Here is a 24,980-nt window from a genome sequence, read left to right as displayed (position 1 = left end):
ACTTATCCCGCCTTCTTTGCCGCTGCAGGCCGGGCAGAGGGTGCCGGAGCATTGGCAGGCGCACTGCCGCCCAGGCGCTGTGCAATCGACGCGCGCGACCCGCCCAGCCCATCGAGCTGGCGGCCCATGGATTGCTCCAGGTAGTCCAGGCGGGCCTGTGCGGCGGGGTGGGTGGACATCGTCAGCGTGAACATGGGGTTGTCCGGCGTGACGGTGCGCAGCTGCTGCAGCACTGAGACCAGACCGTAGGGGTCAAAACCCGCCTTGGCCGCCAGCGACACCCCGGTGCGGTCCGCCTCGAATTCGTCGGACTGGCTCAGCCCCTTGGTGTATACGGTGCGGAACAGCGACAGCAGCTGGTCCTTGACGAGCTGCCCGGCGATGTTGCTGGTGCGGATCTGCGAGGCCAGCAGTTGCGTGCCGACCCCTGCCATGGCGCTTTGCCGGATGGCCTGGAGGTGGTGTTTGGAGGTCACGTGCGTGATCTCGTGCGCCAGGATGCCCGCCAGCTCGGACTCGTCGGCGCAGCGGTCAATGAGCCCCTTCGTCACGAACACATAGCCGCCCGGCGCGGCAAAGGCGTTGTAGCCTGCGTCGTCCAGCACCACAAAGGTCCAGGGCAGTCCGGGGCGCGACGACTGCAGGCTCACCCACCGGCCCAGGCGGTTCACATAGCGCTGCAGCGCCATGTCCGGGTGGGCGGGCTTGGCGCCCAGCAGCAGGGCGGCCAGCTGGCGGCCGATCTCGATTTCCTTGGCCTCGTCGATGTTCTCCATCGACTGCGTGAGCAGGCTGATCAGATCGTCACCCTGCGCCGCCGGAGCGGCTTTGCCCCCCGTGATGGCCGAGCCCAGCCCGCCCCCCAGGGAGTTGAGGATGTTCATCACGTTCTGGCTGTGGGCGGCCAGGGGCGCTGCAGCGAGCAGCGCGCACAAGGCTGCCGTCTGCGCACGGCGTTTCCAGGCGGAATTCCGGTTCATGGCCATTTCCTCAGTTAGGGCTGTAGTTGGGGTCGGAGGGGTTGCTGGACCCGCTGCCGGAGCCCCGACTGGATGTGGGCAGTGCGGGCTGCGCCAGGGCGGGCACATCCCGGGATTGCAGGGACGCCGAGCTGGCGAACTGGCGCGCCTGGTCGGCATTCACCCGCAGGCTTTCTGCCCGGCCGACAGCAGCAGGATTGGGCTGCGCATTGGCAATGTCTTCAGCATCCAGGCCACGAATGCCCACCGTGGAGGTGGCCGTGGTGGTGGAGCCGCTGTTGCCGCCAAACAGCCCGCCCAAGCCTCGCAGGCCGCTGGTGGCGGCGTTGTTGGTGGGCGTGGCCGACCCCGACTGCGGTCCCAGGTCGAACATGTGCACCCAGCCGGTGGCGCCTTGCTGTGTGCTCACCTTGGTCCAGGGGCCCTTGCGCTCGTTGCTGCGCGTGACCACGGTGTTGGCCTCCAGCGGGGCCACGCTCGCACCGCTGTCGGCGGGGGTGTCGCGCAACTGGGTGGCACGCTTGACCACGGCCGCCTCCTGCGCATGCGCGCTACCTGCCAGGGGTGCCAATGCGGCCCATGCCAGCCAGGTGGCCAGGGCTCCGCGGTGCAGCCAATTCATGTTGCAGCTCTCCACTTATGATGATCTGTGAATGCTGCGGCTTGCAGCAGAACCGGAGATTGTTATGGATTTGGGTATCGCAGGCAAATGGGCGCTGGTGTGTGGCGCGAGCAAGGGTTTGGGCTATGGCTGTGCGCTGGCCCTGGTGCGTGAGGGCGTCAATGTTGTCATCAACGCCCGCAATGCCCAGGCGCTGGAGCAGGCTGCTACGCAATTGGTAGCTGAAGGCGCAATGCAGGAAGGCGCTGGCGGCCAAAAAAGCTCCAAACCGACGGTGCTGGCGGTAGCTGCTGACATCACCACCGCCGAGGGCCGTGCCGCCGTGTTCTCCGTGACAGGTGGCCCGGGCCGTGACTTTGACATCGTGGTGACAAATGCCGGCGGCCCGCCCACGGGCGACTTCCGCGACTGGGACCGCGATGCATGGATCAAGGCCGTGGACGCCAACATGCTCACCCCCATCGAACTGATCAAGGCCACAGTGGACGGCATGGCTGCGCGGGGGTTTGGCCGCATCGTCAACATCACCTCCAGCGCGGTGAAGGCGCCCATCGACATCCTGGGTCTGTCCAACGGCGCGCGCAGCGGGCTCACGGGCTTTGTGGCGGGGGTCTCGCGCAGCAAGATCGCTGCACGGGGCGTCACCATCAACAACCTCTTGCCCGGCAAGTTCGACACCGACCGACTGGCCGCCACCGTGACCGCTGCTGCCGGTAAGGCTGGCAAGAGCGTGGACGATGTTCGCGCGCAACAGCAGGCCCAGATTCCGGCAGGGCGGTATGGCACGGCGCAGGAGTTTGGTGCCATCTGCGCTTTCCTGTGCAGCCAGCAGGCGGGTTATATGACCGGGCAGAACGTGCTGGCGGACGGCGGCGCTTATCCTGGGACCTTCTGACCCGGGTTGAGACAGAAGGTCAACCCGTCGTCTGTGGTCACCGGCGGGCGAAGGAGATTCCCTGGCGGCAGGGCGTGGCGTTTTGCAGACAGCTTTGCCCGCCGAGGGGGAAAACTTGGTGAAGAATGGTGCCCCAGCATTCCAACCCGAAAGTACCGGAACATGACACCGCGCATCCCTCCCCAGGGCGGCCTTCCAGACCTCTATGCGATCCATGGATGCCGCTGGGGCGCTGGCATGGCCCTGGGCATGAAGGGTGCGCGGCGGTGGCCGTCCACTGCCCCCCGGTTGACGAGCCAGAAGTTGCCATGCAGCCCAAACCCGCTGTGACTTCCCGCCTTCTGCACCGCATCGCTGCACTGTGCGTGGCATGGGCCGCGCTGGGTTGTTCGCCACAGGCTGTGGGCCAGCCTGCGGCCACCCCGGCAGCGGCCACTGCGCCCTACAAGCTGCGCATCGTGGGGGGGCTGGCAGGTATCAACCAGTACACCCGGCAGGAAGAGCCCTTCTGGAGCAAGGAACTGCTCCGCTTGAGCGGTGGCCGGTTTGACGCTGAAATCGTGCCCTTTGACCGAGCGGGCGTGCCTGGCGCCGAAATGCTGCGCCTGCTGCAGCTGGGTGTGGTGCCTTTTGGCACCACGCTCATGAGCTCGTTCACGGCCCAGTACCCCGAGTACACCGCACCCGATCTGGCGGGGCTGAACCCCGACATTGCCACGCTCAAGACCACGCTGGCGGCGTTTCGCCCTTACCTGGAGAAGAGTCTGCGTGACCAGCACGGCGTTGAGGCGCTGGCGATGTATGTGTATCCGGCCCAGGTGGTGTTTTGCAAGAAGCCCCTGCGCGGGCTGGCCGATCTGGCCGGGCGCCGCACGCGCGTGTCGTCATCCACCCAGGCGGATTTTGTCGGGGCGCTCGGCGGCATCCCCGTGCTGACTGGCTTCGCGCAGATCGTGCCCAGCCTCACGGCGGGCAATACCGAGTGCGCCATCACCGGCACCATGTCGGGCAACACGCTGGGGCTGCATACCATGACCTCCCATGTGCATGCGCTGCCCGTGACTTGGGGACTGGCGGTGTTCAGCGCCAACAAGGCCGCCTGGGAGGCGCTGCCGCCCGATCTGCGGGCTCTGCTGCGGCGCGAGCTGCCCCGGCTGGAGGCCGCCATCTGGGAGGAGTCCGAGCGCGAAACCTCCGACGGCATGGCCTGCAACCGTGGCATCCCCGCCTGTGTGGGGGGACGCAAGGGCAGCATGGTGGTGGTGCCGGTGTCTGCGCAGGATGAACGCAGCCGCCAGGAGATCCTTGCCTCCACCGTGCTGCCGCGCTGGGTGCAGCGCTGCGGGCCGCGTTGCGCCCAGGTGTGGAACCAGACGATCGGTCCCGTCCGTGGCCTGGCTGCGGCCCCGGCGAAATGAGGGATACCACGACCCCACTGCGCATCAGGGCCTTTGTATGGGCCGGGGCGGCGGTGTTCATTGCGGCGGTGGTGATGGTGTCTGCCGCGCTGGTATGGAACGCTCGCAAGGTGGCGCTGGACGATTACGAAGCCCAGGCCACCCGTTTTGTGGCGGGTGCCGAAGCGGCGCTCAATCGTTCCCTGCTGGCGGTGGACGTGCTGCTGGCCAGCATGGACGAACTGCTGGGCCTGTCGGGTTCGATGAGCGAATGGGTGGACCCTGACCTTGCAAGCCAGCGCCTGCGCAGCTCCGCTCGGCAGAACCTGATGGTGCGCTATGTGGCGCTGCTGGACGCGAACGGCAAGACCATCGCCTCTTCCGATGCGGCTGGCAGTGCGCTGCCGCTGCAGCTGCCTCCCGGTTTTCTGGCGTCTGTGCTGGAGCAGCCCGTTTCCACCCTGATGATCAGCCCGCCGGTGGTGAGCTTTGCGACTGCCGAGCGCGTGCTGTATTTTGCGCGCCACCTGCGCATGGCCGACAGTTCCCTTGTGGTGGCCATTGCCGAATTGCCGGTGGGGGCGCTCAGCTCGGTGCTGGTCCAGGGTGTGGACATCACAGGCCTGCAAGTGACGCTGGAGCGTGCCGGAGGGCTGCTGCTGCTGAGTGCGCCCAACCGCGAAGAGGCGATCACGCCCGTGCTGTCCCCGCCACTGCAGGAGGTGGCCGCCCTGGGGCAGGCGTGGAAGGCACCCGCCCGCTTGAGTGGCGAGCCGGCGCTGGTGGTCTACCGACCCATCCTGTACCAGGACCTGCGCATCTCGGCGAGCATTCCGCTGCGCGATGCGCTGGCAGGCTGGCGCGACCAGCGCAACGCCATTGCACTGACGGGGCTGTTGTTTGTGGCCATGATCGTGGCAGCGGGCAACCTGGCGCTGCGCTACCTGGACCGCATGTCCCAGGCGCGGCTTGCCATTGCGCAGTCCAAGGCCACCCTCGACCAGGCACTGGAGTCGATGGTGAGTGGTTTTGTTCTTCTCGACGGCGAGCAGCGCGTGGTGCAATGGAACAGCCGGTTTGAGGAAATTTTCCCGTGGCTGCGCGCCGTGATGGCGCCCATGGTGCCGTTTCGGCGCGTGATGGAAGAGACCGCCCGGCACCATCTGCCGCGCGCCAGCGAGGAAGAACGCATGCGCTGGGTGGAGCTGCGGCTGCTCAAGCAGAACCAGCACCATGAGCCCCATGAGCAGGTGCTGCCCAATGGCCGCACGATCCAGATCACCGAACGGCCCACACCCGAGGGCGGTCTGGTCATCACTTACCACGACGTGACGGCCCTGCGCCGCGCCAGCGCCGAGATTGAGAGCCTGGCCTTCTACGACCCTCTGACCAATCTGCCCAACCGCCGGCTGCTGATGGACCGCATGCAGCAGGTGATCGCGGCCAGTGTGCGCAGCGGGCAGTACGGGGCCTTGCTGTTCCTGGATCTGGACCACTTCAAGACGCTGAACGACACCATGGGCCATGAGGTGGGCGACATGCTGCTGCGCCAGGTGGCAGAGCGCCTGAAGACCTGCGTGCGCCGCGAGGACACTGTGGCGCGCCTGGGGGGAGACGAGTTCGTGGTCATGCTGCACGAGCTGTCGCTGCACAGCGAAGAGGCGGCTGCCTATGCGCGCCGCGTGGGCGAAAAGATCCTGCGCACGCTCAACATGCCGTACTCGCTGGCCGGGCTCAGCCACCACAGCACGCCCAGCATCGGGGCCACGCTCATGGGCGGGGCGCTGCAGCCCTCGGTCGATCTGCTCAAACAGGCCGACATCGCCATGTACCAGGTCAAGTCGCAGGGCCGCAATGCGCTGTGTTTTTTCGACCCGCAGATGCAGATTGCCATCAGCGTGCGCGCGCAGCTGGAGGGGGATCTGCAGGCCGCGCTGGCCGCGCGGCAGTTCGCGCTGCACTACCAGCCCCAGTTCCATCTGGACGGGCGCATCGTGGGCGCCGAGGCGCTGATCCGCTGGATCCATCCCGAGCGCGGCCTGATTGCGCCGAGCGCCTTCATTGGCGTGGCAGAAGAAAGCGAACTCATCGTGCCCATGGGCCACTGGGTGCTGCGCACCGCGTGCGAGCAGCTGGCGGCGTGGGAGAACGATGCCCGCTACCGGCATGTGCCGCTGTCGGTCAACGTGAGCGCCCGGCAGTTCCGCCAGCGCGACTTCGTGGCCCGCGTGGTCGAGGTGCTGCGCGAGACCGGCGCGCGGCCCCACCTGCTCAAGCTGGAGCTGACCGAGTCGCTGGTGCTGGACAACGTGGACGACACCATTGCCAAGATGGGCCTGCTCAAGACCAAGGGTGTGCGCTTTTCGGTGGACGACTTCGGCACGGGCTACTCGTCGCTGGCCTACCTCACGCGGCTGCCGCTGGACCAGCTCAAGATCGACCAGTCGTTTGTGCGCAACCTGGGTGTGCGGCACACCGACGACGTGATCGTGCAGACCATCATCGGCATGGCGCGCAACCTGGAGCTGGATGTGATTGCCGAAGGTGTGGAAACCGCACAGCAGAAAGCCCTGCTGGCAGACTATGGCTGCCAGCTCTTTCAGGGCTATTTGCTGGGCATGCCCGGGCCGGTATCGGAGCTCGAAGTCTTGTTGCAGAAAGCCGCAACACAAGCCTCGGCCGAAGGCGCAGCAGGCTGACCCCGCCTGCCGCTATCGCCGCGACGACACCACGATCCCGCCCACGATCAGTGCGAATGCCACACCGTGGAAAAGCTGTGGCGTTTCCCCCAAAAAGGCGGCCGACAGGATGCCCGCAAACAGCGGGGTGAGGTTCACGAAGAAGCCCGCCACCGCAGGCCCGGCGCGCTCCACCCCCACGCCCCAGCAGCGATAGGCCAGCACGGCGGGGCCCACGGCGATGAAAGCCAGCGCTGCGATCAGCGGCCAGCCCCATGCGATGTGGGTGTGGCCCATCGCCCATTCCACGCCCGCGAAGCTGCCCGACCATGCCAGGCCAAACACCATCTGCGCCATCAAAAAAGCGGCCCAGTCGCCCCGGATGCGGGCGGGCTCGCTGGTGCGCGACAGCAGCCAGCTGTAGAACGCCCACGAGATGGTGGCCAGCAGCATGAACACATCGCCTGGCACGAGGCGAAAAGCCAGCAGCTGCGACCACTCGCCCCGGCTGAGCACCAGCAGCACGCCACACATCGACAGCAGCGCGCCCAGCAGTTGCCGCCGCGTGACCGTCGCGCCAAAGAACAGCGCCCCCACGGCCAGCATCCACACCGGCATGCTGGAGCCCACCAGCGTCACGTTGATGGGCGTGGAAGTCTGCAGCGCCATGTACTGCAGCGCGTTGTACAGGCCAATGCCGAGCAGCCCCAGCAGTGCATAGCGGCGCCAGTGGGGCCACAGCGGGCTGTCCTTGCGCAGCACGTTGTACGCGAGCGGCAGCAGGATGAAGAAAGCCAGCACCCAGCGGATGAAATTGAGCGTGATGGGCGGGATCAGGTCGTGCACCAGCCGGCCTGTGACGGCGTTGCCAGCCCACAGCAGCGGCGGTATCACCAGCAGCGCCGCCGTACCGGGCGTGAGTCTTTGAGTCATGGGCTGCACTGTAACGGTGCAGGGCAGGACAAGGCTTTCAGATTCATGGCAGGATGGCCGCCGTTTGTCTCGCCCGTTACAGGCCCTATCCATGCCCGTTGGGGACCCGTTCAACACCCGTTATCCAGGAGCGTTTTGCCATGAGCCTTGCCGTCCAGATCCGCCAGCACGGTGGTCCCGAAGAACTTCACATCGTTGACGTCACCGTGGGCGAGCCCGGCCCCGGCGAGATCCGCATCCGCCACCACGCCATCGGCCTGAACTTCATCGACGTGTACCACCGCACGGGGTTGTACCCCCTGAACATGCCCGCCACCATCGGCATGGAAGGCGCGGGCGTGGTCGAAGCCGTGGGCGAGGGCGTTGCGCACCTGAAGGTGGGCGACCGCGCTGCCTACGCCAGCCAGCCCCCCGGCGCTTATTGCGAAGTGCGGGTGATGCCCGCCAAGTGTGTGTGCAAGCTGCCCGATGCCATCAGCTTTGAGACGGGCGCGGCCATGATGCTCAAGGGCCTGACGGCGCAGTACCTGCTCAAGAAGACGCTGCCCGTGGAAGGCCTGCAGCCCGGCGACCATGTGCTGTTCCACGCCGCTGCGGGTGGGGTAGGCCTGATCGCCAGCCAGTGGGCCAAGGCGCTGGGCCTGCAGCTCATCGGCACGGCAGGCACCGATGCCAAGTGCCAGCTGGCCCTGGCCAACGGCGCGGCGCATGCCATCAACTATCAAAAAGAAGATTTCGCAGCCCGGGTCAAAGAGATCACCGGCGGCAAGGGCGTGAAGGTGGTGTACGACTCGGTGGGCAAGGACACCTGGGACAAGTCACTCGAATGCCTGCGTCCCTTTGGCCTGATGGCCAGCTTCGGCAACGCCTCGGGCCCCGTGGCACCGTTTGCGCCGGGTTCGCTGGGCGCCAAGGGCTCGCTCTACGTCACTCGCCAGACCCTGTTCACCCACATCGCCACGCGCGAAAGCACGCAGGCCATGGCCGACGACCTGTTTGCCGTGGTGGCCAGTGGGCAGGTGAAGATCCACATCGACCAGCGCTACCCGCTGGCCGACGTGCAGCAGGCGCACCGCGACCTGGAAGCACGCAAGACCACGGGCTGCACCATCCTCACGCTGTGACAGCCTCCTCCCCCGGCGCATCGTTCGACCAGTGGCTGGTGGGCGCGCGGCAACTGGCGCACCAGCCCGCCCGCCAGCCACGCCAACCCCTGCGGGTGGCGGGGCAGGTGGTAGGGTCGGTGGCGGAAGGATTTCTAAGCAAAATAAGCCTCCAGCGCTTATTGGATAAGCGCTACCAGCTATCAATGGGTGAGCATGGCGGCGCCCCTGCATGGAGTCTGCACCTGCCGCCCCAAGCGGCCTCTGATGCCAACGTCAACGCCACCACCGATGCCCTGAACACCCTGGCCGAAGCGCTGCGCGACGCCAACCTGTGTGGCCCGTGGCGCAACGAGCAACTGGCGGTGACCAACCCCAGCGGCGAAGTCGTGGGCACCGTGGAGCGGGGTGCCGTGCGTGTGCTGGGCATCACCACCTGCGCCGTGCACCTGGTGGGCCTGGCGCCCGATGGGCGCATGTGGGTGCAAAAGCGTTCGCTGAACAAACCCAACGACCCAGGCCTGTGGGACACGCTGATGGGCGGCATGATCTCGGCCGCCGACTCGTTGCCCCAAGCTCTGGTGCGCGAGACCTGGGAAGAAGCCGGGCTGCATGTGCACACCCTTGCCGGCGTGGCGCACGGTGGCCATGTGCTGTTCAGCCGCCCCAGCAGCGAGGGGGGCGGCGCGGGGTACATGGTCGAGCGCATCGACTGGTTCCGCGCCGTGGTGCCAGAGGGCATGGCGCCCGACAACCAGGACGGCGAGGTGGACGAGTTTGCACTGCTGCCCTTGGAAGAGGTGCGCGCGCAGGTTGCCCAGGGCCGGTTCACGCTGGAAGCCGGGCTGGTGATTGCGGGTTTCCTGGGGCTGTGAGCGGCGCTTTGGCCCCTGGCAGGCAGCCCAGACCCAACAGCGTGGCCTGCACCGCCGCGTCCAGCGGCGTGTGGGGCTCTTCGCCCAGCACGGCGCGCAGCGGGTCGTTGGCCATGCGCACCGGTTGCCTCCACAGGTAGCGCATCTCCCGCAGTTCGCGCAGCGTGGCCACAAACGGCGAGGCGAGTGTGACCAGCCACCACGGAAAGGCCCGCACGTGCGGGGCCGCACCACCATGTGCCACCACGGTGCGGCCAATCGCGGCGGCCATCTGCGTGCCGTCGGCGTCCCAGTAACCGGCCATGTGAAAGCGTGCAAACGCGGGCAGTGTGGCGCGGCGCTCCAGCAACTGCACCATGGTGCGCGCCACGTCGGGCAGGTATGACCATTGGTGGCCCACGCCGGGTGCGCCAGGCAGGTTCACCGCCTTCACGGGTTGGCCGGGCTTGACGAGGCCTTGCGAGAACCAGCTGTTGCCCACCTGGGGGCCAAAGTAGTCCCCCGCCCGCACGATGAGCACGCGGCAGGTGCCCGCACTCAGCGGGTGGGGCTGGGTCGCCTGCTGCAGGCGCCGCTCCAGCTCCACGCGCACAGTGCCCTTGCGGGTGTGGGGGCGCTGCGGTGAGTCCTCGCGCAGCACCGGGAAGGCGTCGGGCCCGTAGTTGTAGATCGTGCCGGGCAGCACCACGGTGGCACCCACTGCGGTGGCCGCCGCAATGGTGTTGTCGATCATCGGCAGCACCAGCTCGCTCCAGCGCCGGTAGCCGGGCGGGTTTACCGCGTGCACGATCACGTCGCAGCCTGCGGCAGCGGCTACCACGTCCTCGCGCCGCATCGCGTCGCCGCGAATCCAGGCCATGCCGTCGCGTTGCTCCCCGGCCTGCGCCACACCCCGGTGCAGTGTGCGCACCTGCCATCCCCGGTCGCGCAGCTGCCGCGCCACTTCGCCACCGATGCCCCCGGTCGCACCGAGAACCAGAACCGTATTGCCTGTGTTTGCCATGTTTTGCTCCAAAAAAAGTGGTGATGGATGCAGTGTGGTCGTGGGTGTTGTGAAATGGAATTGCCGAAAATCAGCGCATGGCTATACATTTATGTATGACACAACCTGCACACAAAGACATTGGCTGGGAGCTGTACCGCTCGTACCTGGGCGTGGTGCAAGAGGGATCGCTCTCGGGCGCAGCCCGCGCGCTGGGGGTGACACAACCCACGGTGGGGCGCCACATTGCGGCGCTGGAGCAGGCGCTGGGACTGGTGCTGTTCACCCGCTCGCAGCAGGGCCTGCTGCCGACTGAGGCGGCGCTGGCGCTGCGCCCCTACGCGCAAGCCATGGGCCACACCGCCGCTGCCCTGGTGCGCGCAGCTGACAGCCATGGCGGCGGCGTGCGGGGCACGGTGCGGGTGACGGCCAGCGAGGTGATCGGCGTGGAGGTGCTGCCGCCCATCCTGGCGCAACTGCAAGCCGAGCACCCGGCGCTGACGGTGGAACTGGTGCTCAGCAACCGCGTGCAGGACCTGCTGCAGCACGAGGCCGACATCGCCATCCGCATGACCGAGCCCCGCCAGGACGCGCTGATCGCCCGCCGCGTCGGCAGCATTCCCTTGGGACTGCACGCCCACCCCAGCTACCTGCAGGCGCACGGCGTGCCCGAGACGCTGGCCGACCTCGCGCACCACCGCCTGATTGGTTTTGACGCAGAAACGCCCTTTTTGCGCGCCGCACAAAAGGCGGTGCCCGCGTGGCGGCGCGATCAGTTTGCAGTGCGCAGCGACAGCGATGTGGCGCAACTGGCTTTCATGCGCGCCGGGGGCGGCATTGGCGTTTGCCAGGTGGCACTGGCGCGCCGTAGCACCCCGGCGCTGGTGCATGTGTTGCCACAGCAGTTTGTGTACGGGCTGGAAACCTGGGTGGTGATGCACGAGGACCTGCGCGCCAGCCCGCGCTGCAAGGTCACGCTGGATGCGTTGTGGACGGGGCTGCAGCGCTACGTGGCGGACGTGGAGTGACGGCGAGACAACGCCGCACAGCGACGGTGGTGATGTGTTGCTATAAAAATAATAGCTTTTAGCGCTTATGGATAAAGCGCTAGAGACCAGAAAAGGCTTGAATTTCTGCTGAAGGCGCTGCTCAAGCCTGGTCCGCCATTGCCCGCAGCCGGCTGGGGGCCAGTGCTCCGGCCGATTCCAGAATCGGGTAGGCCACCGAGCACAGCAGCGAGTTGATGCGCTTGAGTTCGCTGATCAGGTCGATGTGCAGCGAACTGGTCTCGATGCTTTGCACCGTGTTGTCCGACAGGCGCGCCAGGTGGGTGGCGGAATACGCGTGTTCCAGGTCGCGAAAGCGGGCTTTTTCTTCGAGCAGCTTTTGCGCATCGCGCACGCTGCCGTTGAGGAACACGCTCATCGCCAGGCGCAGGTTGTCGATCAGGCGGGCGTGCAGTTCGTTGATTTCTTCCATGCCGGCCTCGGAGAACTGGCGACCCTTCTTGATCTTCTTGTCCTCGATGTCGATCAGCACGCGCTCGATGATGTCGCCGATCTGCTCCATGTTGATCGTGAAGCTGATGATGTCGGCCCAGCGGCGGCCCTCGCGTTCATCCAGGGCCTCGCGCGAGATCTTGGTCATGTAGTACTTGATGGCCGAGTAAAGGCCGTCCACCTCGTCGTCCAGTTTGCGCAGGTCCTGCGCCAGCTGCAGGTCGTCGGTGCGGATCACCTTGTGCAGGCCCAGCAGCATGGATTCGACCACGTCGGCCTGGTGCAGGGCCTCGCGCGCGGCGCACGAGATGGCCAGCGAGGGCGTGGCCAGGGCGGAGGGGTCCAGATGCTGGGGGCGGGTGCCCGCAGCCTGCGCCTTTTCCTTCGGCAGCAGGCGTTGCACCACGCGCGCCACTGTGCCCGTCAGGCCGATGCAGATGATGCCCACCACCACGTTGAATGCCAGGTGGAACAGCACCACCAGTGCTGCGATTTCGGGCACGTAGGGGCGCACATGCTGCAGCCACAGCCCGGTGAGCGGGGTCATGATGATGACGCCAATGATCTTGAAGAACAGGTTGCCCAGTGGCACCTGGCGCGTTTGCACGTTGGCCTTCATCGTGGTCAGCACCGCCAGTACGCCACTGCCGAGGTTGGCACCCAGCACCAAGCCCAGCGCCACGTCGGGCGGGATGCCGCCGGAGCCTGCCAGCGCGGCGGTGAGCAGCACGGTGGCGAGGCTCGAATACGCCACGATGGCCAGGATGGCGCCGGTGAAGATCTCCAGCAGCAGGTCGCTGGTCAGCGCCCCGAGCAGCGTACGCACCGTGGGTGACTGGGTGAGCACCGTGGTCGATTCGGTGATGAGGCGCAGCGCCAGCAGCATCAGCCCCAGGCCGATCAGCACCCTGCCCACCCGACCCACGGCCGTGTCCTTGCGCGAGATGAACAGCACCACACCCGCGAAGATGAACAGGGGCGACAGCCAGGACAAATCCATCGAGAACACCACCGCCATCACGCTCGTGCCCACGTCGGCGCCCAGCATCACAGCCAGCGCGGCGGGCAGGCCCACCAGGCCCTGGCCCACGAAGGAGGACACGATGAGCGCCGTGGCCGTGCTCGACTGCACCACGGCGGTCACCCCGATGCCCGACAGCACGGCCGTGAACCGGTTGCTGACGCTGTGCGCGATCAACTGGCGCAAATTGGCGCCAAAGACACGCAGGATGCCGGTGCGCACCAGGTGGGTGCCCCAGATCAGCAGCGACACCGCTGCCAACAGATTCAAGAGATGCTTCATGAAAAACCGTTGTTTCTTCTTCTTGTGTCCACCCAAACGAGCATGCGCCATGCACTGCGCAGACGCAAGCGTTAAAGCTGGCGCCCGTGCAGGGAAGCGGTTTCATTCATTTCTGTGCCCGTAGGCGGCGGCAGGCGGGGAGGCATGAGCCTGGCTGCTCGGCTTCCGGGATGAAGAGCGCGCAGAAAATACTGCGGCACCCGGATCATTTGTCACAAAACTGACATATAAGCATACTCCTGATTGAGGAGTTGTGCAGCGATGACCCTGTCGCGGCTGGGTGCTCGGCGGTGGAGGTCTTGTCGCCAGGGCCCGTTTTTTCAGTCGATCAGCTGCCCGCCGTCATGAAACGGGTAGGGCCCCGCGTATTGGCCGCTGGCCACGGTATGGCTGACCAGCCGCCCCCCCGCAGGCAGGGCGTGCAGCGCAAAGCCGGGCGGCTCCAGCATCCAGGCCGACGCGGCGTTGGGCGCCAGGTCCAGCCGCACCTGGTGCGCGGGCGATGGCGCGGTGGCCGCGATGGTGCCGCCAAACCGCACCTGGATGGCCCGGTGCAGGTGCCCGCAGATCACACGCTCCACCTGCGGGTGGCGGGCCACGATGGCTTCGAGCGCATCGGCGCCTTCGCGCAGGCCGATGTCGTCCATGTGGCCAATCAGCGTGCGAAACGGTGGGTGGTGCATGGCGATCACCACCGGGCGGCTGGTGTGGCGTGCCAGCTCTTCCTCCAGCCATTGCAGGCGCTCTGTGCACAGGCTGCCCTCGCTGGCGCCGGGCACCACGGTATCGAGCGCGATGAGCTGCATGCCGCCCACCGGCACGCTGTACTGGATGAAGCCCTCGGACCCCAGGTAGTGGTGCTGCGGAAAGCTCGCGCGCATCTGCTCTCGGCTGTCGTGGTTGCCGGGCAGCAGGTACACCGGCATGTTCAGCGGCGCCAGCAGGGCGCGCAGGTGCTCGTATTCGGCGGCGCGGCCAAAGTCTGTCAGGTCGCCGGTGATGACGGCGGCATGGGGCGCCTGCGGCAGCTGGTTCACGCTGGCCACGGCCTCGGCCAGATAGGGCGCGGTATTGATGCGGCCATAGGCCAGGCGGCCGGGCTCGCGGATGTGGGGGTCAGACAGTTGGAGCAGCAGCGTGGTGGTCATGGCTAAAAGGCGTGCAGGCGGGGTAGGGCTGGCTGGGTCAGTCGCTGGTTTCGTGGCAGGGCATGAGGCGCTCGGGGGCGATGCGCACGCCCACGGTGTCGCCCGTGCGGGCGGGGTGGTCGCGCGGCACATCGGCCATCAGCGGGGGCTGGTCGGCCAGGGTCAGAACCAGTTGCACGCGGTCGCCCAGAAAGCTGCGGCGCGTGACTTCGGCCTGACCCCAGCCAGTTTGAAGGGCCGACACCTCGATGTCTTCAGGCCGCACGAGCAAGGCCGTGTGGGCCTGCACGGCGGCAGGGCAGGGCAGAGGCAGCCCACCCAGCATCAACACGGCCTGGGCGCTTGCGGCGGCGTCCCGCTGGAGCCGGTTCACGCGGCCCAGAAACTGCGCCACAAAGGGGTGGGTGGGCGCGCGGTACAGCGTCTCGCCATCGCCCACCTGCACGATCTGGCCCGCGTGCATCACCGCCAGGCGGTCGGCAATGGCCAGGGCTTCCTGCTGGTCGTGGGTGACATGGATGGCGGTGATGTGCAGGCGCCGCAGCAGGTCGGCCAGCTCGTCGCGCAGAGACTCCTTGAGCTTGGCATCCAGCGCGGTCAAGGGCTCGTCCAGCAGCAGCACGCGGGGGCGCACCGCCACGGCGCGGGCCAGGGCCACACGCTGGCGTTGCCCGCCGGAGAGTTCAGCGGGGTGCTTGTGCTCCAACCCTTGCAGGCGCACCAGGTCCACCAGCTCGCCCACGGTGCGGCGGCGCTCGGCCTCGGGCACGTTGCGGATCTTGAGGCCGTAGCCGATGTTGGCTGCCACCGTCATTTGCGGGAACAGGGCGTAGTGCTGGAACACCATGCCGATGCCACGCTGCTCGATGGGCAGGCGCGTCACGTCGGTGCCGCCAAAGGCAATGCGGCTGCCTTCATCGGGCGCCTCCAGCCCGGCAATCAGGCGCAGCAGTGTGGTCTTGCCGCAGCCCGATGGCCCCAGCAAGGCGACGACCTCGCCGGGCTCCACAGTGAGGTCGGTCGGCCGCAGGCCCCGCGTGCCATCAGGGTAGGTTTTGGCGCATTGGTTTATCTCCACGCGCGTGCGTTCAAGTTCCATGGTGTTTTTCGATCAGGGTGCCGACGGCCTGCAGGCCCCACAGCACGGGCAGGATGACGATAAGAAAGACCAGCGTGTAAGCGGAGCCGATCTCGATGCGCATGGACGCATAGCTGTCGGCCAGGCCCACGGGCAGGGTGCGGGTCAGCGGGGTGTGCAGCATCCATGTGAGGTTGAATTCGCCCACCGACAGCGTGAACACCATCAGGCTGCCCGCCACGATGGCGGGCAACACGGCGGGCACCAGCACACCCAGAAAGCGCTGCCCGAAGCTGGCACCCAGCGAGCGTGCCGCTTCTTCAAGCGAGAGCAGTTCCTTGCGCTGGAATGCAGCGCCCACGGTGCGCACCATGAACGGCAGGGTGAACACCATGTGCCCCACCAGGATGAACGCAAAGCTGGTGCGAAAGCCTTGCAGCGTGCCGTAGGCCAGGATCAAGGCCAGCGCGCTGGCCAGGCCGGGCACGGCCACTGGCAAGGTCAGCAGTTCTTCAAACAGGCGTGCGGCGCGCGAGCGGCTGCGTGCCAGCGCATACGCGCAGGGAACGCCCAGCAGCAGGTTGCCCAGCACACACAGCAGCGCAAGGCCCAGCGACCAGCCCACGGTGCCACCGTACAGGTCCCACACCTCGTGCAGCCATCGTGTGGTGAGCCCGCTGGAAATGCCAGTGCTGTAGTTGTTGACGAGCCCCGCCATCACCGACAGCGCGATGGGGGCGAGCATGAACGCCGCCACCAGCGCCGTGAGCGCCAGCAGGGGGAAGGAGGCTTGTTGGGTCGTGCGCATGGTGGTGGTTACGCCCCGGCAGCCGGTGCCGGGCCCGCAACACGGCGGGACAGCCACAGCACCACCCAGGTGATGAGCCCCAGGGTGATCGACAGGCTGGCGGCCAGTGCGAAGTTGGCGTAGTTGGTGAACTCGTTGTAGATGGTGATGGGCAGCACCTCGAACTTGCTGGACAGCGTGAACGCGGTGCCAAACGCGCCCATGGCCGTGGCGAACACAATGGCCCCGCACGACAGCGTGGTGGGCGCGAGTTCGGGCACCCACACGTCGCGCACCACCCGCCAGCGCGGCGCGCCCAGCGAGCGGGCGGCTTCTTCCAGTGCCGCATCCATGGCCTCGGCCGCCGCTGTGTAGGTCGCAACGGCCCGTGGCAGCGAGAAGTACAGATAGGCCAGGAACAGCCCGGCCAGGCCGTAGGCAAACGTGATGCGACCCAGGCCCAGCGCGTCCGTCAGGTCCGCCACCACGCCTTGGCGGCCACCGAGCAAGATCATGAAAAACCCGATGATCACGCCCGGAAACGACAGCGGCAACGTCAGCAGCGACAGCAGCAGCTGCCGCCCTGTAAAACGGTGCCGCGCCAGCGTGATGCCCACGGCCGCGCCCAGCACCAGGGTGGCCAGCGTCACCGCCAGGGACAGCCCCAGTGTCTGCAGCAGGCTTTGCAGGTAGCGCGGGTGGGTGAGCACCACCAAGTAGGTCTCCCAGCCCTTGCTGGCGGGCAGCGCAATCAGCTGCACGATGGGCAGCAGCCAGAACGCTGCAAAGAATGCCACGGCAGGTGCGGTACACGCCAGCAGCAGCGCGCGGGATGGAGCAAAGCTGTTCTGGCGCATGTGCATCTCTCCAGCTCGCCCCGGCTTACTGGGCTTCTTTCAGGTAGCGGTCCGAGAAGGCCTTCTGCACTGCGGCCATCTTGCTGTAGTCCACCGTTTTGGCACGCGCGTATTCGCTGGCAGGCAGGAAGCGGGCCTGCACTTCCTTCGACATGGCGCTGGCGCGCACGGGGCGCAGGTAGGCATTGGCCCACAGCGCCTGGCCTTCGTCGGACAGCACAAAGTCCAGCACCTTCTTGCCGTTGTCGGCGTGCGGCGCATTGGCCACCAGGCTCATCACGTAGGGCACCACCACCGTGCCTTCGGTGGGGATCACAAACTGCACATTGGCCTTGTCCTTGTACTTGGCGCGGTAGGCGTTGAAGTCGTAGTCCAGCAGGATCGCGATCTCGCCCGACAGTACGCGGGCGTAAGACGTTTGCTTGGGAACGATGGGCTCGTTCTTCTGCAGCGCCTTGAAGTAGTCGATGCCAGGGCCGAAGTTGTCCAGCGTGCCGCCGCGCGCCTGGTTCACTGCCACAGCGCCCACATAGCCCACGAATGCCGATGCCGGGTCCAGGTAGCCGATGAGGCCCTTGTAGTCGGGCTTGAGCAGGTCCGCCCAGGACTGCGGTACGGGCTTGCCCTTGAGTGCATCCACATTGACCATGAAGCCCAGGGTGCCGGAATGGATGGTGAACCAGTGGCCTGCCGGGTCCTTCAGGCCATCGGGAATCTCGGCCCATGCTGCGGGCTTGTAGGCGGCCACCACGCCGTCCTTTTGCGCCTGGATGGCGAAGGTCACGCCCAGGTAGGTCACATCCGCCACGGGGCTGGCTTTTTCTGCCACCAGCTGGGCCAGCGATTGGCCGGAGTTCTTGTTGTCTGGTGGCACGGTAATGCCGGTCTTGGCCTTGATGGCCTTGATCTGGCTGCCCCAGTCGGCCCATTCGGGCGGGCAGTTGTAGCAGATGGCGTTTTGCGCCATGGCAGTGGCACCGGCGGCCAGGCCCCAGGCCAGCAGCGTGGCGCGGGTGAAGTTTTTCAGGGTTGTTTTCATGGATCAGCTCCTTGGGTTCAGGTGAGGGGAGGAACAAGGGAAGAGGCGGGCGGTGCGCAGGACTCGCCAGCGCGGAACTGGTGCGCCAGCGTCAGACCCATGTCGGGCCCCAGCGGGTTGCCACTGGCCACGGCCTGGGCCAGCAGCTCCACGCTGTGGCGGCCGATGTCGGCATTGGGTTGCACCACGGTGCTCAGTTGCGGAGTGAGGTCTTGCCCCAGCGCAATGCCGTCGAAGCCCACGACGCTCAGGTCGCGCGGCACCGCCAGTCCCGCCAGGTGCGCGGCGCGGATGCTGCGGATGGCCAGCAGGTCGTTGGAGCACACCAGGGCCGTGGGGCGGACTTGGCTGTTCAGGGCTTCGCCCAGCACCTCTGGCGCAGCGGCCACGAAGGGCACCTGCAACACAGGCTGGGCCCGCAGGCCTGCCTGCTCCATGCCGCGCGCGTAGCCCCGGCAGCGTTGTTGCGCACGGTCAGAGGCGCTGAGCAGCCCGCTGACCATGGCGATGCGGCGGTGCCCCAGCGTGGCCAGATGGGTCACCACGTCGGCCACAGCCAGCTCGCTGTTCACCGACACGCAGGGGTGATCGGGGTGGTGGTTGTAGGCCAGCACATAGGGCAGACCCACCTCGGCCAGCCGCTGCAGTGCGGTGGAGGTGGCGGGGTTCGAAACCACCAGGATCATCCCGTCTACGTTGCCCGCCAGCAGCAGGTTCACCGCGCGGTCTTCCTGGTCCAGGCGGTAGTCGGTGGTGAACGGCGAGATGGCGTAGCCACCCGCTACGGCGGCCTGGGCAATGCCTTCCAGGCATTCGGCAAACACGGGGTTGGTGAGTGTGGGCAACACAACGCCCAGCACACGGCTGCGCTGGGTGCGCAAGGTGCGCGCGCTGGCGTTGGGCAGATAGCCCAGGGTGCGGGCGATGTTCTCCACATGCTCGCGCGTGGCCGGGGCCACTTTGTCAGGCACGTTGAAAACACGCGACACGGTGGCAACCGACACACCGGCCTCGCGGGCGACTTCCAGAATGCTCATGGCAGTTTGGTGCAATACATTTGATGTAAACGTTTACATTGCAACCGCTGACCGTGACATGCGCATGACACGGCATGCGGCAAGAGCAACTGGCGCTACAAAGCAAACAGCCCGCACGAGGCGGGCTGTTGCAAGGCTTGCACGGGGGATGCCGGTGGCGTCAGCGCTCGCGCCGCACGCGAAGCAGCTCATCCAGAATGAGACACGCTGCCCCCAGCGTGATGGCCGAGTCCGCCACGTTGAACGCCGGAAAGTGCCGGCCGCTCACATGGAAGTCCAGAAAGTCCACGACATAGCCGTGCATCAGCCGGTCCACCACGTTGCCCACCGCGCCGCCCAGAATGCTCGACAGCGCGAAGCCGAAGAGCTTTTGCCCCGGGTGGGCACGCAGCTGCCACACGATGAAGATCGTGGCTGCCACGCCGATGCCGGTGAACAGCCACCGTTGCCAGCCCCCCGCGTCCGACAGGAACGAAAACGCAGCACCCGTGTTGTGCGCCCGCACGATGTTGAAGAAGCTGGTGATGAACGTGGAATCGCCCAACTGGTAGTGGTTGAGGATCAGGGTCTTTGTGATCTGGTCGACCACCACAAGCACCACAGCCCAGGCCAGCCAGGGCCACATGCTCGCGCCGGAACGCCCGGCCTGCAATGTGCGGTCCATCAGGCGTGCTCCCGGCTCTCGCCGTCGCCGTAGAGGTTGCTGGTGCAGCGGCCGCAGATCGTCGGGTGGGCGGCGTCCTGCCCTACATCGCTGCGGTAGTGCCAGCAGCGCTCGCATTTGGCATCAGAACTGGGCTTGACGCTTATCTGTAATGCGCTACCAGCTACCAATTCAATAGCAGATGTGATGAACACGAACTTGAGGTCATCGCCCAGGCTGGCCAGCAGCGCATGGTCTTCGGGCGCCGCCGTGAGGGTAACGGTGGCCTGCAGGGACGAGCCCACCTTGCCATCGGCGCGCAGCGCTTCGATCTCCTTGTTCACCGCATCGCGGATCTCGCGGATGCGCGACCACTTGGCCAGCAGGCCTTCGTCGGCACCGGCACCCACGCCTGCCACGTTGCCGTAAGTCTCCAGGAAGATGGAGTCGGAAGTACCGAACACCTTCCACGCCTCTTCGGCCGTGAACGACAGGAACGGCGCCATCCAGCGCAGCATGGCGTGCGTGATGTTGTAGAGCGCGGTCTGCGCGCTGCGGCGGGCCAGGCTCTTGGGCGCCGTGGTGTAGAGGCGGTCCTTGAGTACGTCCAGGTAGAACCCGCCCAGGTCTTCCGAGCAGTACAGCTGCAGCTTGGCCACCACGGGGTGGAACTCGTACACCTTGTAGTGCGCCAGCACCTCGGCCTGGAACTCGGATGCGCGGGTGAGCGCGTAGCGGTCGATCTCCAGCATCTGGTCGAACGGCACAGCGTCCTTGGCCGGGTCGAAATCGCTCACGTTGGCCAGCAGGAAGCGCAGTGTGTTGCGGATGCGGCGGTAGGCGTCCACCACACGCGCCAGGATCTTCTCGTCGCCTGCGATGTCGCCCGAGTAGTCGCTGGCGGCCACCCACAGGCGGATGATCTCGGCGCCCAGCTTCTTGTTGATTTCTTGCGGGTCGATGCCGTTGCCCAGCGACTTGCTCATCTTGCGCCCCTGGCTGTCCACGGTGAAGCCATGGGTCAGCAGGCCGCGATAGGGCGCGCGGCCTTCCAGCGCCGATGCCAGCAGCAGCGAACTGTGGAACCAGCCGCGGTGCTGGTCATGGCCTTCGAGGTACAGGTCGGCCTCGGGGCCCGTGTCGTGGTGCACCTCGGGGTGCGTGCCGCGCAGCACATGGCTGAAGGTGGAGCCGGAGTCGAACCACACTTCGAGGATGTCGGTGCTCTTGGTGTAGTGGGGCGCGTCAGCCGCACCCAGGATTTCTTCGGTCGTCACGCGGCTCCAGGCCTCGATACCGCCCTTTTCCACGATGTCGGCGGCCTGGTCCATGATTTCCATGGTGCGCGGGTGCAGTTCGCCCGAATCCTTGTGCAGGAAGAACGGGATGGGCACGCCCCAGCTGCGCTGGCGCGAGATGCACCAGTCGGGCCGCCCGGCGATCATGTCGTGCAGGCGGGCCTTGCCGTTCTCGGGGTAGAAGCTGGTGTGTTCGATCGCGTCGAGCGCGATCTGGCGCAGCGTCTTGGCGGGCTTCATGCCGGGCTGGGTGAACACGCCTTCGCCCTCGTCCATGCGCACGAACCACTGTGCGGCGGCGCGGTAGATCACCGGCGTCTTGTGGCGCCAGCAGTGCGGGTAGCTGTGTGTGATGTCCTTGGTGGTCATCAGGCGGCCTGCGTTGCGCAAGGCTTCGATGATCACGGGCACGGCCTTCCAGATGTGCTGGCCGCCGAACAGCGGGAAGTCGGCCGCGTAGGTGCCGTTGCCCTGCACGGGGTTCAGGATGTCGTCGAGCGCCATGCCATGCGCGCGGCAGGAGTTGAAGTCTTCCAGACCATAGGCGGGCGAGGAGTGCACGATACCCGTGCCGTCGTCGGCCGTGGCGTAGTCGGCCAGGTACACGGGCGAAAGGCGGCGGTAGCCAAAGCTGCCGTCCTCGCTGGCCACGTCGTACAGCGGGTGTTCGAATTCCAGGTCGCCCAGGTTCTTGCCCAGGGTGGAGGCCAGCACGCTGCCGGTGAGGCCGTAGCGCTCCAGGCACGAGGCCACCAGCGGCTCGGCCACGAGCAGGATGCGCTCGCCCGTGTCCACCAGCGCGTAGCTGATCTCGGGGTTCAGGTTCAGCGCCTGGTTGGCAGGGATGGTCCAGGCAGTGGTGGTCCAGATGACCACAAACGCATCCTTGGCCAATGCTGGCAGGCCAAAGGCGGCTGCCAGCTTGGCCGGGTCGTGCGACTTGAAGGCCACGTCCAGCGTGGTGCTCTTCTTGTCCTGGTATTCGATTTCGAACTCGGCCAGCGACGAGCCGCAGTCAAAACACCAGTACACGGGCTTGAGGCCTCGGTACACGAAGCCACGCTCCATCACGCGCTTGAAGGCGCGGATTTCGCCCGCCTCGTTGGCGGGGTTCATGGTCTTGTAGGGGTGATCCCATTCGCCCAGCACGCCCAGGCGCTTGAAGTCCACCATCTGCTGCGCGATCTGCTCGGTGGCAAACGCGCGGCTCTTGGCCTGCATGTCGTCGCGGCTCAGGTTGCGGCCGTGTTTCTTCTCGATGGCGTTCTCGATCGGCAGACCGTGGCAGTCCCAGCCAGGCACGTACAGCGCGTCAAAGCCTTCGAGCTGGCGCGCTTTGGTGATCATGTCCTTGAGGATCTTGTTGACCGCGTGGCCCATGTGGATCTGGCCGTTGGCGTAGGGCGGGCCGTCGTGCAGGATGAACTTGGGCGCACCCCGACGGGCATCCCGCAGGCGCTTGTAGATGCCCTGGTCTTCCCAGTCCTTGACCCAGCCCGGCTCGCGCTTGGGCAGGTCGCCACGCATGGGGAAGGAGGTGTCGGGCAGGTTGAGGGTGCTGCGGTAATCCGTGGAAGGAGTGCTGGCGTTGTCGTCGGACATGAGGGAGCCTTAAAAACGGGGCATTCCGGGGCAAGGCCCGGAGCAAGAACGGGGTTGGAGCGCGAAGGATGGCGGGCCCGTCAGGCGGGCGCTGCGAGAAGCAGCTCCCTCAAATTCGGTCGCGGGTGGTCTGGCGCCGGGTTTCGGTGTGGTTGGGTGCCTGGGCCGAGGCAAAGTAGGCACGCGCGTCGGCGCAGTCTTTGGCGATGCCCTTCGTCAAGGCATCCAGACCGTCGTATTTCAGCTCGTCGTGCAGTTTGTGTAGCAGTTCCACGCGCACGATTTTACCGTACGCCCCCCCGGGCCCCAGATCGGCGGGCCAATGCAGGCAATGGGTTTCCAGCAGCACGCGCCCGCCGTTGACGTCGTTCGGGTCCAGCGAGGGGCGCACGCCCAGGTTGGCCACCCCTGGCAATGGCTCGGTGGCAAGGCCATGCACCAGCACGGCAAAGATGCCGCTGGCGGCAGGCTTCCAGTGGGCAAAGCGCAGGTTCAGGGTGCGAAAGCCGTCGCCTGCACCGGCGGCGGTAGCACCCAGTTCGCGCCCGAGCTTGCGGCCATGCACCACATGGCCGCTGATGGTGTAGGGCCGTCCCAGCAGGCGTGCCGCGGCTTCCATGTCGCCTGCGGCCAGCGCCTGGCGCACGGCGGAACTGGACACGCGCAGCCCATGCACCTCGTAGCTGTTCATGCGCGCTACGTCGAAGCCCTTGGCTTGCCCGGCCGCGTCCAGCATGGCGTAGTCGCCGGCTCGCTGGCGGCCAAAGCGGAAATCGTCGCCCACCAGCACGTACCGGGCCCCCAGGCCACGCACCAGCACCTCGTCGATGAAAGCGTCGGGCGACTGGGCGGCCAGCCGCGCGTCAAACGGCAGCACCACGGTCTGCTGCACACCGCAGCGGGCCAGTTCGGTGAGCTTGTCGCGCAGGGTGCCGATGCGTGCGGGTGCCAGCTCGGGCTTGTGGTGGGCGCCCGCGAAGTAGTCGCGGGGGTGGGGCTCGAACGTCAGCACGCAGCTTTCCACGCCCCTGTGTGCAGCCTCGCTGTTCAGCAAGGCCAACATGGCCTGGTGGCCCCGGTGCACACCATCGAAATTGCCGATGGTCAGCGCACAGGCATTGGCAATGCCAGGGTGGTGGAAGCCGCGAAAGATCTTCATCGGTTTGTTATCTTTTTGATAGCAGCATGCGCAAGTCCATCAAGCGCAGGACGCCAATTTGTCATGAAAACGGAGTATATTGTGACCCACGGCTGGCCCCGCGCAGGGCTGCCCGCGAGACATCTGCGTTCCGATTCTTGTGTACTTTGTGTTCCAGGAGGCGTGTTTTGAAGGTCTTGAAGCTGTCAGCCCAAGGGCTGCCCCAATCGTGGATTTCGCTGGAGCAGGCGGTGATTCATTACGCCGCCGGGGAAGTGCGCTGGGAGTCTGGTGCACAGATTGCCCGGTTCCGGGGCGGGCACAACGCCATCTCGGGTGAGCAATCGGTGATCGCCATCAACAGCATCATCGGCACCAAGGGCGTGCCCAGCATCAATCCGTTCGAGCTGAAGCCCAGCCTGACCAACAGCAAGCTCTTTGCCCGCGACCGCAATGTGTGCGCCTACTGCGGCGGGCATTTTCATGAGGAAGACCTGACGCGCGAGCACATCGTGCCGTTTGCCCGCAACGGCCAGGACCACTGGATGAACGTGGTCACGGCGTGCCGCCCCTGCAACCACCGCAAGGGCCCCCGCACTCCAGAGCAGGCACACATGCCGCTGCTGTATGCGCCCTATGTGCCGAGTCTGTGGGAGGACTTCATCCTGCGTAACCGGCGCATCCTGGCCGATCAGATGGAGTTCCTGATGGCCCACGTCCCCAAGTCCTCGCGTCTTTTGGCGTAGAGCGGCCAATACGCCCCCACTGGCGTTGTTGCTCCGTCTTGCCGTGAGGGCCTGCCAACCCTCTTTTCGGGGATCGCGTTGCCCAACCTGGGGGTGGGATGCAAGGCGCCTGTGCGCAGCAAGGTAGGCACCTTGCAAGCGCGGGCAACGCCGCAGACGGCCCCCAGGCCGGGCAACCCGAAGGGAAGGCCCCTGCGGGCGCGCCACTCGTCGTTCCGCTCCTTACGTGTGCAAGAGCGCACGCTGCGTCGCGCGCCTAGATTGGCACGCCCGCAAGGGCCTTCGCGACCCCGAAAAGAGGGTTGACAGGCCCTACGTACTGTCTGCGACGGAGCGCCTA

General features: G+C 66.4%; 21 protein-coding genes. 7 read left to right on the top strand and 14 right to left on the bottom strand.

From position 1 onward, the window contains the following. Positions 1–2: 2 nt before the first annotated feature. Together ACSQ22_RS07585 and ACSQ22_RS07580 are read right to left on the bottom strand one after the other, a co-directional pair. The gene (locus tag ACSQ22_RS07585; protein ID WP_436129913.1) at positions 3–980 is read right to left on the bottom strand and encodes a M48 family metalloprotease; all 978 of its coding nucleotides are present in this window, start codon (positions 978–980) and stop codon (positions 3–5) included. Positions 981–990: 10 nt separating this feature from the next. Beyond that, positions 991–1,602, bottom strand: coding sequence for an SH3 domain-containing protein (locus ACSQ22_RS07580; protein WP_121505639.1), 612 nt, complete (start codon positions 1,600–1,602; stop codon positions 991–993). 64 nt (positions 1,603–1,666) lie between these two features. On the opposite strand from ACSQ22_RS07580, the gene ACSQ22_RS07575 reads away from it, so the two are divergent. The 3 genes from ACSQ22_RS07575 to ACSQ22_RS07565 all read left to right on the top strand — a co-directional run bounded on the left by ACSQ22_RS07575 (position 1,667) and on the right by ACSQ22_RS07565 (position 6,593). Then, positions 1,667–2,497 carry an SDR family oxidoreductase gene (locus ACSQ22_RS07575; protein ID WP_228896549.1) on the top strand — a complete coding sequence of 277 codons (831 nt, stop codon included), beginning with the start codon at positions 1,667–1,669 and terminating at the stop codon, positions 2,495–2,497. A 308-nt stretch (positions 2,498–2,805) separates the two neighbouring features. Further along, positions 2,806–3,915 (top strand): TRAP transporter substrate-binding protein, encoded by a 1,110-nt coding sequence (locus ACSQ22_RS07570; RefSeq protein WP_228896551.1) that lies wholly within the window; start codon positions 2,806–2,808, stop codon positions 3,913–3,915. Further along, positions 3,912–6,593 carry a bifunctional diguanylate cyclase/phosphodiesterase gene (locus ACSQ22_RS07565; protein WP_436129912.1) on the top strand — a complete coding sequence of 894 codons (2,682 nt, stop codon included), beginning with the start codon at positions 3,912–3,914 and terminating at the stop codon, positions 6,591–6,593. The genes ACSQ22_RS07570 and ACSQ22_RS07565 overlap by 4 nt, the downstream gene beginning before the upstream one ends. 12 nt (positions 6,594–6,605) lie before the next feature. On the opposite strand, the gene ACSQ22_RS07560 is transcribed toward ACSQ22_RS07565, so the two are convergent. After that, positions 6,606–7,505 carry a DMT family transporter gene (locus ACSQ22_RS07560; protein WP_121505642.1) on the bottom strand — a complete coding sequence of 300 codons (900 nt, stop codon included), beginning with the start codon at positions 7,503–7,505 and terminating at the stop codon, positions 6,606–6,608. Positions 7,506–7,645: 140 nt separating this feature from the next. Here ACSQ22_RS07560 and ACSQ22_RS07555 point away from each other — a divergent pair, with 140 nt between their 5' ends. Both ACSQ22_RS07555 and ACSQ22_RS07550 read left to right on the top strand, forming a co-directional pair. Continuing rightward, positions 7,646–8,629, top strand: coding sequence for a quinone oxidoreductase family protein (locus ACSQ22_RS07555; RefSeq protein ID WP_121505643.1), 984 nt, complete (start codon positions 7,646–7,648; stop codon positions 8,627–8,629). Beyond that, positions 8,626–9,483, top strand: coding sequence for an NUDIX hydrolase (locus tag ACSQ22_RS07550; RefSeq protein ID WP_055401483.1), 858 nt, complete (start codon positions 8,626–8,628; stop codon positions 9,481–9,483). Before ACSQ22_RS07555 ends, ACSQ22_RS07550 begins: the two co-directional genes overlap by 4 nt. Here the strand turns inward: ACSQ22_RS07550 and ACSQ22_RS07545 are convergent. After that, positions 9,437–10,486 (bottom strand): NAD(P)H-binding protein, encoded by a 1,050-nt coding sequence (locus tag ACSQ22_RS07545; protein ID WP_436129911.1) that lies wholly within the window; start codon positions 10,484–10,486, stop codon positions 9,437–9,439. The two genes, ACSQ22_RS07550 and ACSQ22_RS07545, sit on opposite strands and share 47 nt — an antisense overlap. A 95-nt stretch (positions 10,487–10,581) precedes the next feature. Here ACSQ22_RS07545 and ACSQ22_RS07540 point away from each other — a divergent pair, with 95 nt between their 5' ends. Beyond that, positions 10,582–11,493, top strand: coding sequence for a LysR family transcriptional regulator (locus tag ACSQ22_RS07540; protein ID WP_218300458.1), 912 nt, complete (start codon positions 10,582–10,584; stop codon positions 11,491–11,493). Between the two features lie 121 nt (positions 11,494–11,614). On the opposite strand, the gene ACSQ22_RS07535 is transcribed toward ACSQ22_RS07540, so the two are convergent. The 10 genes from ACSQ22_RS07535 to ACSQ22_RS07490 form a co-directional block, all read right to left on the bottom strand. Then, a complete protein-coding gene (locus tag ACSQ22_RS07535) occupies positions 11,615–13,267 on the bottom strand; it encodes a Na/Pi cotransporter family protein (RefSeq protein ID WP_121422825.1) in 1,653 nt (550 codons plus the stop codon). Between the two features lie 320 nt (positions 13,268–13,587). After that, positions 13,588–14,415: a phosphodiesterase gene (locus ACSQ22_RS07530; protein ID WP_436129910.1), complete on the bottom strand. Its 828-nt coding sequence runs from the start codon at positions 14,413–14,415 to the stop codon at positions 13,588–13,590. 37 nt (positions 14,416–14,452) lie between these two features. Continuing rightward, a complete protein-coding gene (locus ACSQ22_RS07525; protein WP_436129909.1) occupies positions 14,453–15,514 on the bottom strand; it encodes an ABC transporter ATP-binding protein in 1,062 nt (353 codons plus the stop codon). Further along, on the bottom strand, positions 15,504–16,301 hold the full coding sequence (locus ACSQ22_RS07520) for an ABC transporter permease (RefSeq protein WP_121420874.1): 798 nt from the start codon (positions 16,299–16,301) through the stop codon (positions 15,504–15,506). The genes ACSQ22_RS07525 and ACSQ22_RS07520 overlap by 11 nt, the downstream gene beginning before the upstream one ends. A gap of 8 nt (positions 16,302–16,309) precedes the next feature. Next, positions 16,310–17,137, bottom strand: a complete 828-nt coding sequence (locus tag ACSQ22_RS07515; RefSeq protein WP_436129908.1) for an ABC transporter permease subunit — start codon at positions 17,135–17,137, stop codon at positions 16,310–16,312. Between the two features lie 25 nt (positions 17,138–17,162). Further along, positions 17,163–18,176: an ABC transporter substrate-binding protein gene (locus ACSQ22_RS07510; RefSeq protein WP_306554223.1), complete on the bottom strand. Its 1,014-nt coding sequence runs from the start codon at positions 18,174–18,176 to the stop codon at positions 17,163–17,165. A gap of 17 nt (positions 18,177–18,193) precedes the next feature. Continuing rightward, the gene (locus ACSQ22_RS07505; RefSeq protein ID WP_436129907.1) at positions 18,194–19,213 is read right to left on the bottom strand and encodes a LacI family DNA-binding transcriptional regulator; all 1,020 of its coding nucleotides are present in this window, start codon (positions 19,211–19,213) and stop codon (positions 18,194–18,196) included. Between the two features lie 160 nt (positions 19,214–19,373). Further along, positions 19,374–19,877 (bottom strand): signal peptidase II, encoded by a 504-nt coding sequence (lspA, locus tag ACSQ22_RS07500; protein WP_436129906.1) that lies wholly within the window; start codon positions 19,875–19,877, stop codon positions 19,374–19,376. Further along, positions 19,877–22,756, bottom strand: coding sequence for an isoleucine--tRNA ligase (ileS, locus tag ACSQ22_RS07495; protein ID WP_436129905.1), 2,880 nt, complete (start codon positions 22,754–22,756; stop codon positions 19,877–19,879). Before ileS ends, lspA begins: the two co-directional genes overlap by 1 nt. A 109-nt stretch (positions 22,757–22,865) precedes the next feature. After that, a complete protein-coding gene (locus ACSQ22_RS07490) occupies positions 22,866–23,915 on the bottom strand; it encodes a bifunctional riboflavin kinase/FAD synthetase (protein WP_436129904.1) in 1,050 nt (349 codons plus the stop codon). A gap of 167 nt (positions 23,916–24,082) precedes the next feature. On the opposite strand from ACSQ22_RS07490, the gene ACSQ22_RS07485 reads away from it, so the two are divergent. Further along, entirely contained in the window at positions 24,083–24,640 is a 558-nt protein-coding gene (locus ACSQ22_RS07485) for an HNH endonuclease (RefSeq protein WP_055401504.1), read from the top strand. The last annotated feature ends 340 nt before the right edge of the window (positions 24,641–24,980 follow it).

This window comes from Acidovorax sp. LjRoot38 (assembly GCF_964252975.1).
Lineage (GTDB): Bacteria > Pseudomonadota > Gammaproteobacteria > Burkholderiales > Burkholderiaceae_C > Acidovorax > Acidovorax facilis.
This window is presented reverse-complemented; position numbering and strand designations above follow the sequence as displayed.

Coding starts and splice junctions, on each gene's coding strand:
- ACSQ22_RS07585 (WP_436129913.1), bottom strand. CDS start 980: ATGAACCGGAATTCCGCCTGGAAACGCCGTGCGCAGACGGCAGCCTTG.
- ACSQ22_RS07580 (WP_121505639.1), bottom strand. CDS start 1,602: ATGAATTGGCTGCACCGCGGAGCCCTGGCCACCTGGCTGGCATGGGCC.
- ACSQ22_RS07575 (WP_228896549.1), top strand. CDS start 1,667: ATGGATTTGGGTATCGCAGGCAAATGGGCGCTGGTGTGTGGCGCGAGC.
- ACSQ22_RS07570 (WP_228896551.1), top strand. CDS start 2,806: ATGCAGCCCAAACCCGCTGTGACTTCCCGCCTTCTGCACCGCATCGCT.
- ACSQ22_RS07565 (WP_436129912.1), top strand. CDS start 3,912: ATGAGGGATACCACGACCCCACTGCGCATCAGGGCCTTTGTATGGGCC.
- ACSQ22_RS07560 (WP_121505642.1), bottom strand. CDS start 7,505: ATGACTCAAAGACTCACGCCCGGTACGGCGGCGCTGCTGGTGATACCG.
- ACSQ22_RS07555 (WP_121505643.1), top strand. CDS start 7,646: ATGAGCCTTGCCGTCCAGATCCGCCAGCACGGTGGTCCCGAAGAACTT.
- ACSQ22_RS07545 (WP_436129911.1), bottom strand. CDS start 10,486: ATGGCAAACACAGGCAATACGGTTCTGGTTCTCGGTGCGACCGGGGGC.
- ACSQ22_RS07540 (WP_218300458.1), top strand. CDS start 10,582: ATGACACAACCTGCACACAAAGACATTGGCTGGGAGCTGTACCGCTCG.
- ACSQ22_RS07535 (WP_121422825.1), bottom strand. CDS start 13,267: ATGAAGCATCTCTTGAATCTGTTGGCAGCGGTGTCGCTGCTGATCTGG.
- ACSQ22_RS07530 (WP_436129910.1), bottom strand. CDS start 14,415: ATGACCACCACGCTGCTGCTCCAACTGTCTGACCCCCACATCCGCGAG.
- ACSQ22_RS07525 (WP_436129909.1), bottom strand. CDS start 15,514: ATGGAACTTGAACGCACGCGCGTGGAGATAAACCAATGCGCCAAAACC.
- ACSQ22_RS07520 (WP_121420874.1), bottom strand. CDS start 16,301: ATGCGCACGACCCAACAAGCCTCCTTCCCCCTGCTGGCGCTCACGGCG.
- ACSQ22_RS07515 (WP_436129908.1), bottom strand. CDS start 17,137: ATGCGCCAGAACAGCTTTGCTCCATCCCGCGCGCTGCTGCTGGCGTGT.
- ACSQ22_RS07510 (WP_306554223.1), bottom strand. CDS start 18,176: ATGAAAACAACCCTGAAAAACTTCACCCGCGCCACGCTGCTGGCCTGG.
- ACSQ22_RS07505 (WP_436129907.1), bottom strand. CDS start 19,213: ATGAGCATTCTGGAAGTCGCCCGCGAGGCCGGTGTGTCGGTTGCCACC.
- lspA (WP_436129906.1), bottom strand. CDS start 19,877: ATGGACCGCACATTGCAGGCCGGGCGTTCCGGCGCGAGCATGTGGCCC.
- ileS (WP_436129905.1), bottom strand. CDS start 22,756: ATGTCCGACGACAACGCCAGCACTCCTTCCACGGATTACCGCAGCACC.
- ACSQ22_RS07490 (WP_436129904.1), bottom strand. CDS start 23,915: ATGAAGATCTTTCGCGGCTTCCACCACCCTGGCATTGCCAATGCCTGT.